This is a genomic window from Stutzerimonas stutzeri SDM-LAC, assembly GCF_000235745.1.
In the GTDB taxonomy this organism is placed as follows: Bacteria; Pseudomonadota; Gammaproteobacteria; order Pseudomonadales; family Pseudomonadaceae; genus Stutzerimonas; species Stutzerimonas stutzeri_H.
In genome coordinates this window covers 1-7,583 of sequence record NZ_AGSX01000021.1, presented here as the reverse complement: position 1 = coordinate 7,583, position 7,583 = coordinate 1, and the positions used below count along the sequence as shown (strand labels likewise).

At 61.2% G+C, this 7,583-nt stretch carries 9 protein-coding genes; 4 read left to right on the top strand and 5 right to left on the bottom strand.

Annotated elements, in window-relative coordinates; all coding sequences use genetic code 11:
- The 3 genes from PSTU_RS0102860 to PSTU_RS21940 form a co-directional block, all read right to left on the bottom strand.
- Positions 1–944 (bottom strand): DUF2254 domain-containing protein (locus tag PSTU_RS0102860; RefSeq protein ID WP_019339533.1); only part of this gene is annotated, 944 nt, incomplete at its 3' end.
- A 92-nt stretch (positions 945–1,036) separates the two neighbouring features.
- Entirely contained in the window at positions 1,037–1,699 is a 663-nt protein-coding gene (locus PSTU_RS0102855) for an HAD family hydrolase (RefSeq protein WP_237709831.1), read from the bottom strand.
- Positions 1,587–1,916 (bottom strand): hypothetical protein, encoded by a 330-nt coding sequence (locus PSTU_RS21940; protein ID WP_237709830.1) that lies wholly within the window; start codon positions 1,914–1,916, stop codon positions 1,587–1,589. The genes PSTU_RS0102855 and PSTU_RS21940 overlap by 113 nt, the downstream gene beginning before the upstream one ends.
- 13 nt (positions 1,917–1,929) lie before the next feature.
- Between PSTU_RS21940 and PSTU_RS21890 the strand changes: the two genes are divergently transcribed.
- Both PSTU_RS21890 and PSTU_RS0102845 read left to right on the top strand, forming a co-directional pair.
- A complete protein-coding gene (locus PSTU_RS21890) occupies positions 1,930–2,082 on the top strand; it encodes an NrsF family protein (protein WP_413771553.1) in 153 nt (50 codons plus the stop codon).
- 88 nt (positions 2,083–2,170) lie between these two features.
- Positions 2,171–2,758, top strand: coding sequence for a LysE family translocator (locus PSTU_RS0102845; RefSeq protein WP_019339530.1), 588 nt, complete (start codon positions 2,171–2,173; stop codon positions 2,756–2,758).
- Here the strand turns inward: PSTU_RS0102845 and PSTU_RS0102840 are convergent.
- Together PSTU_RS0102840 and PSTU_RS0102835 are read right to left on the bottom strand one after the other, a co-directional pair.
- On the bottom strand, positions 2,740–3,618 hold the full coding sequence (locus PSTU_RS0102840; protein ID WP_019339529.1) for an AraC family transcriptional regulator: 879 nt from the start codon (positions 3,616–3,618) through the stop codon (positions 2,740–2,742). The two genes, PSTU_RS0102845 and PSTU_RS0102840, sit on opposite strands and share 19 nt — an antisense overlap.
- Before the next feature lie 83 nt (positions 3,619–3,701).
- Positions 3,702–4,664 carry a hypothetical protein gene (locus PSTU_RS0102835; protein WP_019339528.1) on the bottom strand — a complete coding sequence of 321 codons (963 nt, stop codon included), beginning with the start codon at positions 4,662–4,664 and terminating at the stop codon, positions 3,702–3,704.
- A gap of 278 nt (positions 4,665–4,942) precedes the next feature.
- Here PSTU_RS0102835 and PSTU_RS0102830 point away from each other — a divergent pair, with 278 nt between their 5' ends.
- Positions 4,943–6,001 carry a DUF1615 domain-containing protein gene (locus tag PSTU_RS0102830; RefSeq protein ID WP_192827004.1) on the top strand — a complete coding sequence of 353 codons (1,059 nt, stop codon included), beginning with the start codon at positions 4,943–4,945 and terminating at the stop codon, positions 5,999–6,001.
- Positions 6,002–6,059: 58 nt separating this feature from the next.
- Entirely contained in the window at positions 6,060–7,313 is a 1,254-nt protein-coding gene (locus PSTU_RS0102825; RefSeq protein ID WP_019339526.1) for a cation:proton antiporter, read from the top strand.
- Positions 7,314–7,583: the final 270 nt, after the last annotated feature.

Sequence of the window (7,583 nt, the reverse complement as noted above, 5' to 3'; positions counted from 1 at the left end):
GACAACACGCGCCCACCCCGTCCAATCACATCGATTGCAGTGCCTTGGTCGTTAATGGCGGGCGACAGCGCCCGCGAAGCGACTTCGGCCATGACGACAATGCCGTAGCGGGGGTCTCGATCGAAGGTTCGCTGTGCGCCGACGACGAAGGCATTGCGCAGCGCGCTATCACAGTCTTCAGCGATCCCTACCGACCAGGCGATCGGCTGTGTCGGCTCCACGAAAGTCCCCGGCAATACACAGATGTAGACCGCGCTATCTTCCGCCTTGGTCAGCTCGCCCAGCGCCGGCATGTCGACGTGTTGCACGAAACCGATCTTGTCGGCGTATAACGGCCGCGCACCCGGCAGCACCTTGGGATCGACTTCCAGTGGGCGACCGCCCAGAAACGGCTGCTCCATTCTCTGGCAAAGCGCCCGGGTAGCGGCCTTCTCGACCCTGGCGGTGGTTTCGGCAACGCGGCCCAGCCCGGACAGCTGATCGATCCAGCGCAGCAACGCGTAAAGCACCAGAATGACCACGATGATCGTCGCCGCGAAAAGCACCACCCGGCCGTTGTCGCCGTAAAGGCCGGTGCTCAGCGCGATGATGCCGACCAGACTGAAGATGAACGAACCGACAAAGGTTGAGAGGGTGTTCTGCGTGGTCGTGTCTTCGACCAATAGGGAAATAGCGCGCGGCGTGACATTGTTTGTCGCCGAGCCGTACGCCGCCACCATGATGCTCAGGGAGAAGGTGGTAACCGCAAGCATGCTGGACGCCAGCACACCAAGGATGTTGTCGACCGCATCGGAACCGATCTTGGTTGGCACGTCTTCCGGGATGTATGGCGCCGCGACCAATGCCACCAGCGCGGTAGCGATCCCCAACACCGAATACAGGCTGGCCCGGAACCAGGGTCGCTTACTGATGCGGATGAGGAACCACTTCCAACGCTCGATCATGTGTTGCTCGCCCTCCGTCCGTTTCAGTACAGACAAGCACGCTGGCGGACCGTTGCGTAAGTTTGCTGATTTCGCCCTAAGCGCTGGCGCTGCTAGTCGGCCGCCAGGTTGGCCACCGTTGCCGGCAGGTCACGCATATCATTGATCACCGCCGAAACGCCCATTTCCCGTAGCGCATGGTCGTGCCCGGCAGGAATATGGCTGGCACCGGTAAAACCGATGACCAGCATTCCCGCGGTTCGCGCCGCCAGTACACCGGTCGGGCTGTCTTCGACGACCAGGCAGCGCCCTGGCGCGACACCCATGCGCTCGGCGGCCAACAGATAGACATCCGGCGCAGGTTTCGGTGACGTGACCATCTCGGCGCAAAAAATATTGCCGGCGACTCGCTCGGTCAAGCCGGCGCGGCGCAGTGACGATTCGACATTGTGCAGCCGGCTGTTGGACGCCACCGCCAGCGGCAGATCGATCGCCGTCAGCGCCTCGTAGACGCCGGGAATGGCTTGTACCTCTTCGGCGACCATCTTCTCTGATTGCCGGCGAAGGTCGTTGTCGAAGGTTGCTGGCAGGCTCAGGCCGAAGCGTTTCTCGATCAGATCGATAATGCTCGGGACCGTAAGGCCAAAGGTCCCCTCGAGGGCTTCATGCAGGCGCTCGGCCGGCACGTGTAGGCTCAGTGCTTCGAACAGTACGCGGTGGCTGATGATTTCGCTGTCGACGATCACGCCGTCGCAGTCGCTGATCAGCAAGTCGATAGAGGCCATCGAATCTCCCGTTATGGATGCGCAGAACGGCGCGGCGACTCCGGCTGGAGACGCAGCCTTGGACTGCAAGCGTTGCGCTGAGTTTACTCCTGCGGCGGCACAGCGGCCGGCAATCAACCTGCCCCAGCGAGCTGATCAACTGGGGCTGAGTCGGCGGGGACTGCTGCGCAAAAGCGCGAGCCGCCGCTGTCATCCAATTGGCACCCACCAGCCCCTCGACGGTGGGGAAGTTTGCCCGCAAAGCATCTACGCCCCCTTACAGCCTGCATTGCCCGGAGATGAGCGTCGCCTTCTGGGCCGTCTGGTACGTGCTTGGCATGCTCATCCCCACCGCCGTCGGCGCGACCCTCGGCCCGCGACTGTTGCGCTGGTAAGCCGCACAACGCGCATTTTCTTCAATACCGCGGTGGTGCGCGCTCCTATCGTCGCGCTGGTGTTCATGCGTACATTCAGGAGCGTTCGATGAGTCTTTTGCTGTCCATGGCCGCCTTCGCGCTGGCCTCTTCCATATCGCCGGGCCCGGTCAACATCGTCGCGCTCAGCGCCGGCGCGCAGTTCGGCTTGCGGCCCGCCATGCGTCATGTCAGCGGCGCAACCATTGGCTTCACGCTGTTGCTGTTGTTGATCGGGCTGGGTCTGAACGAACTGCTCGATCATTGGCCCTGGCTGACCGAATCGATCAAGTTGGCTGGCGTGGCGTTTCTCCTGTACATGGCGTTTCGGCTGGCTGCCGATGATGGTCGCCTCAATGCAGACAAGCCTGCATTGCAACCCACGATGCTGTATGGCGCCGCGATGCAGTGGCTCAGTCCCAAGGCCTGGCTGGCCTCGGTAGCCGGCATGGGCTTGTTCGCCTCCACCGGCGACGCGTACTCGGTATGGCGCTTCGCAGCGATCTACTTCGTGATTTGTTACGTGTCAGTCGCCTGTTGGGCCTATGCCGGCACCTTTCTGCGGCCGCATCTCAACCAACCTACACGGATGCGGTTGTTCAATCGACTAATGGCCGCGCTGCTGGCCGCTTGCGCGATTTATCTGTTGCTGACCTGATGGGCGTCGTAGCGCAGGCCTGTGCCTACATTTCGATAGTGTCCGGGCGTGGCGGCCAGCAGTTGTTTGAAGGCGCGTTGCAGGTGCGCCTGGTCGGCGAAACCCGCATCCAGCGCCACATCCGCAATAGGCCGGCCACGCCGCAGCTCGGCGCGCGCGAACTGCACGCGTCGATTGGTCAGATAAGCATGTGGGGTCATGCCGAACTGCTTTTTGAACGCGCGAATGAGGCCCGACGGTGAGACGCCTGCCATAGCGCTGATCTCGTCCAGCTTGAGAGAGCGCTGATAATTGTCCGCGATGTATTCAGCGGCGCGCTGCAGTTTCAAGTCGCTCACCGGGACGTTGGCGTCGAACCCCAATCGCTCGTGCAACTGCGAGAAGAACGCTACGGCGGCCGCCTCCTTTTGCTGCAGGTCGAGGTTGTCGTCGATGAGCACCGTATGAAAACGGTGAAAGCCCGCCTGCAGCAGCGGATCACGCGTCATTATCGGGGCGAAGCAGCGAAAGCCCGTACCCCCCATGCCCAGGTCATCTTGCAGCTCGCTCAGCCAACCAGTATCGACATACAGCATGCGGTACGCCCATGGCTGGTTCTGAATCGGGTTGCAGGCATGCACATCGCCGGGGTTCATCAGCACCAGCGTGCCGGCATCGATCCGGCACTGGTGACTGCCGTTGATGTAGGTACTGGCGCCGCTGTCGATCAATCCGATGGAAAAGGTTTCGTGGCTGTGCCGCGCATAACAGACGCGGCGGCCATCTTCCACGCTGCGCGACTCGATGAACGGCAGCGCCGCGTCGCGCCAGAAGCTGGACCCAGAAGCTGAACGAGGCTGTGCGTGGATAAGCTGATGCATGATCGAATATCGGTAACGTGGCCAGGGACCAACAGCGTAGCCCAAAACCGCGTGGTTAAGCCGTCACCGACAGGGGCGAACCGTCAGAGAATTTCCAGGCCCTCGCACTTGTAGTCACCGATGAAGATATCGTCCTGCAACACCTCGCCATCGAGGTTGAAGCAGAACAGGTAGCTCTCGGTCCGATCACCGATCTCGACGCTTTTCAGGCCAACGCACTCGTTGGGATGACCCGGCAGGATCTTGAACGATGAGATGCCCCGCTCGGGGATACGCTGGCCGACCTCAAGGGTTCGGATCTGACTGAAGTCTTCGCTGGCAATAACCAAGGTATTGCCGCCACGCTCGCGCTCGTCAACCGCCTCGTCGAATGGCTCTGTCGAAATCTTGCGCGGAAAGAAAAGCCACTCGCGACGATATGGATGCCATTCCGCCGCTTCGTGAATCACGTAGCCGTTCGGCCCGACATCAAGCGCGTCGCGGATGCGTTGATAGCGATCCGACCAGTCCACACTTCGTACGGTGTAATGGCGGTCGAGCAGCTTCACCCACTCCTCGGGTGCCTTCTTGCCATGGCTGCCCACCACCAACCGGTCGTTGTAGAGCGTTGCCCACTCCGCTTTGAAGCCCTTGAAGGCCTCATCACCGCTGCCGGTCATGAGGATGTTTCGCGGCACCAGTTGACTCTGGTCGCGAATTTCACAGACCAACCCGGTACGGTCGTCGAAGGTCACCAGGCGCTTGCCGAACATGACCAGTTCGGAAAATTCGGCACCGCGCCCGCCCTCGGCAATCAGGCTGATCAATTGAAACTCGCCGCCGTCGTGCTCAGGAATGTCCTCGAACCGAAACTGTGGCTTGCCCGTTTGCCGGTCGACGTCACGGTGCAGCCGATCATGGCGCAAGGTGGATTGCCAGCCGACCTGGCCGCAATCCAGTTCAACCTGGGAGGCGTGATCCTCATCAGTGATGATGGCCAGCATGTATTCACGGGTGCTGCTGTCGTAACGTTCGAGTCGCCGAACGTCGAAGTGCGATTCGCTCATGAAGTCGGATGCTCGTCAAAGTTGGCGCCACCGGCACATCCAGATGGCTCGTCAGGTTTCGGACAGCTCAGGCGACGCAAGTTCACCAGCGCTCGAATCAGCACTAGAAGACCACAGAACGGCTGCGTCTGTTTTACTGTCGGAACCTGACCAACCTATTCAGATGGGACCGCATGATTCTTCAGCTTTCCAAACGACCGGCTTCGACTGTCGACGCGTTCGTGCCAACCACAGCCCTTTCCCGCTGGGTTACGCGCCGACTCGCCGCTGCGCTCACCATGCTGCTTGGCCTGGCCGGCTGCGGCACGCAAAAACCCGAGGTGCCGGCGCCTCGACCAGACGACGTGCGGGCCAAGATCGTCCGGCTGATCCCCAGCAACATTCCGAATCGCCAAGGCTGGGCCACCGACATCTACGCCGCCTTCGATGCGCTGGCGATCCCGCCGACCAATGAGAACCTCTGCGCCGTCCTGGCCGTCACGGTGCAGGAATCCACCTTCCAGGCGACACCTCCGGTCCCCGGCCTTGCGAAAATCGCCCGCGAGGAGATCTACCGCCGCGCGTCCCGGCTGCACGTCCCGCGCTTCATCGTGGACGCGGCTCTGGATGTTCAATCGCCCAATGGCAAGACCTACAGCCAGCGCCTTGCAGCAGTGCGCACCGAAGAACAGCTGAGCGCGATCTTCGACGATTTCCTCGGCATCATGCCACTCGGCAAACAACTGTTCGGCACGCTCAACCCGGTCAAGACCGGCGGCCCGATGCAAGTCAGCATCGCCTTCGCCGAGGACCGCGCACGCGACTATCCCTATCGCCGCGAAGGCTCTATTCGGGATGAGGTGTTCACGCGCCGCGGCGGTATGTACTTCGGCATCGCACATCTGCTGGACTACCCGGCCAGTTACACCAAGCCGCTGTACCGCTTCGCAGACTTCAACGCTGGCTGGTATGCCAGCCGCAACGCCGCGTTTCAGGCTGCGGTCAGCCGTGCCAGTGGAACCAAGCTGACCCTCGATGGCGATCTGATCATCCATGGCAGCAGCAAAGCCGGCCAGACCGAGCGCGCGGTTCGCTCGCTGGCAACCAAGCTCGACATGAGCGAGACGGCGATTCGCAACGCGCTGGAACGCGGCGATACCCACGGATTCGAGAAAACCAGCTTGTACGAGCGGGTGTTCGCGCTGGCCGAGAAGCGCGCCGGAAAATCTCTGCCCCGCGCGGTGCTGCCTGGCATTCGCCTGGAGAGTCCGAAGATCACGCGCAACCTGACGACCGCCTGGTTTGCCAATCGGGTCAATGATCGCCATCTGGCATGCATGAAACGCGCCGGTAATTAGGGGAACGTTTTGTTAGCGGCACCGCTCGCAATAGAGGCATCGCGAAAACGGAGCCGCCATGACCCAGCTGAACATTGCACTTGCCATCATGGGCGGCGTTGCCGTCTGTATTGCCCTGCTGTCGGCGCTGATCAAGCGCAGTCCTGTATCCGAACCGGCGCTGGCCGTGCTGGTGGGTGCTGCCGTCGGGCCCTACGGGTTGAGTTGGCTGGATCTTGCACGCTGGGGCGACACATTCATCATTCTCGAGCAGGCGGCGCGGTTGACGCTGGCGATCGGATTGATGGGCGTTGCGCTGCGCCTACAACCTGCGGCGCTCAAGGCCATGCTCAAGCCCATCATGCTCCTGCTGACCTTTGTCATGCTCGGGATGTGGCTGGTGTCATCGTTGTTGGCCGGCTGGCTGCTGGGCCTGTCCTTATGGGCCGCCCTGCTGCTGGGTGCGGTGATCGCGCCCACCGACCCGGTTGTCGCCAGTTCGATCGTGACCGGCAAGTTCGCCAAAAAGCACCTCCCTTTACGATTGCGCGACACGCTTTCGGCGGAGTCGGGAGCCAACGACGGCCTGGCCTACGCCTTTGTCATGCTGCCGATTCTCATGCTCAGCCATACGCCCGATCAGGCCTGGTCGCGCTGGCTTTTAGAGTCGGTACTGATCGGGATCGGTGGAGCGGTGCTAATGGGCGCGGTAGTGGGTTTTGCAGCGGCTAAACTGCTGGCCGTTGCAGAGCACAAGAAGCTGGTCGACAGCTCCTCACTGCTGGGTTACACCGTGGCGTTCTCGCTGCTGACACTGGGTCTCGCCAAGCTGCTGCAGACGGACGGCGTGCTGGCGGTATTCGCAGCGGGACTGGCGTTCAACCTCTTCAGCGAGAAGCACGAAAAACAGGAGGAAGAAAACATTCAGGAGGCAGTGGCGAAGCTTTTCACGCTGCCGATGTTCGTGATTTTCGGTATAGCCCTCCCTTTGGACGAGTGGACTGCGCTGGGGTGGCCCCTGCTGGCATTCGCATTGCTGGCCCTGCTTTTGCGCAGGCCGCCGGCCGTAATGTTGCTTTTCGCCACATGGCGTAACTCGCTCAATATACGGGACTCGCTCTACCTCGGCTGGTTCGGCCCACTGGGTATCGCCGCGATCTACTTCGTCGCCCTCGCCCATAGCCATCTCCACGATCCGCTCTATTGGCATGCAGCCAGTGCTTTGATCTTCGCATCGATCATGATTCACGGCGCGTCCGCCGCGCCGCTGTCACGTCTGTATGCAAACCATCACGGCACGGCGCCGCGACGCAGCGTTCATCTAGAGGAATAGTTGGGTAAAGCGAGGGCGGACCGGATTGGAGCAAGCCGGACAACCAATCAGTCCCATGCCGGCAAGCAAAGGCACTCCCAGCACGATGGCCGCCCCATCCTGTGTGGTGATGCTGGCGCTTGCAGGCTCCACTCAGGTGGTCTCCTCATCGCAGTAGGCCTGTGCCGCATGATGCTGTCCCAGCGGCTTACCACTGCTTCGTCAAGTTACGCCTGAAGATTGGATAGAGCATATATTTCATCTAATAAAACAAAAAATAACACTCGCAAC

Bases quoted from the DNA above. Each gene is read 5' to 3' on its own strand.
- PSTU_RS0102845 (WP_019339530.1), top strand. From the start codon at position 2,171: ATGAGTCTTTTGCTGTCCATGGCCGCCTTCGCGCTGGCCTCTTCCATA.
- PSTU_RS0102840 (WP_019339529.1), bottom strand. From the start codon at position 3,618: ATGCATCAGCTTATCCACGCACAGCCTCGTTCAGCTTCTGGGTCCAGC.
- PSTU_RS0102835 (WP_019339528.1), bottom strand. From the start codon at position 4,664: ATGAGCGAATCGCACTTCGACGTTCGGCGACTCGAACGTTACGACAGC.
- PSTU_RS0102830 (WP_192827004.1), top strand. From the start codon at position 4,943: ATGCTGCTTGGCCTGGCCGGCTGCGGCACGCAAAAACCCGAGGTGCCG.
- PSTU_RS0102825 (WP_019339526.1), top strand. From the start codon at position 6,060: ATGACCCAGCTGAACATTGCACTTGCCATCATGGGCGGCGTTGCCGTC.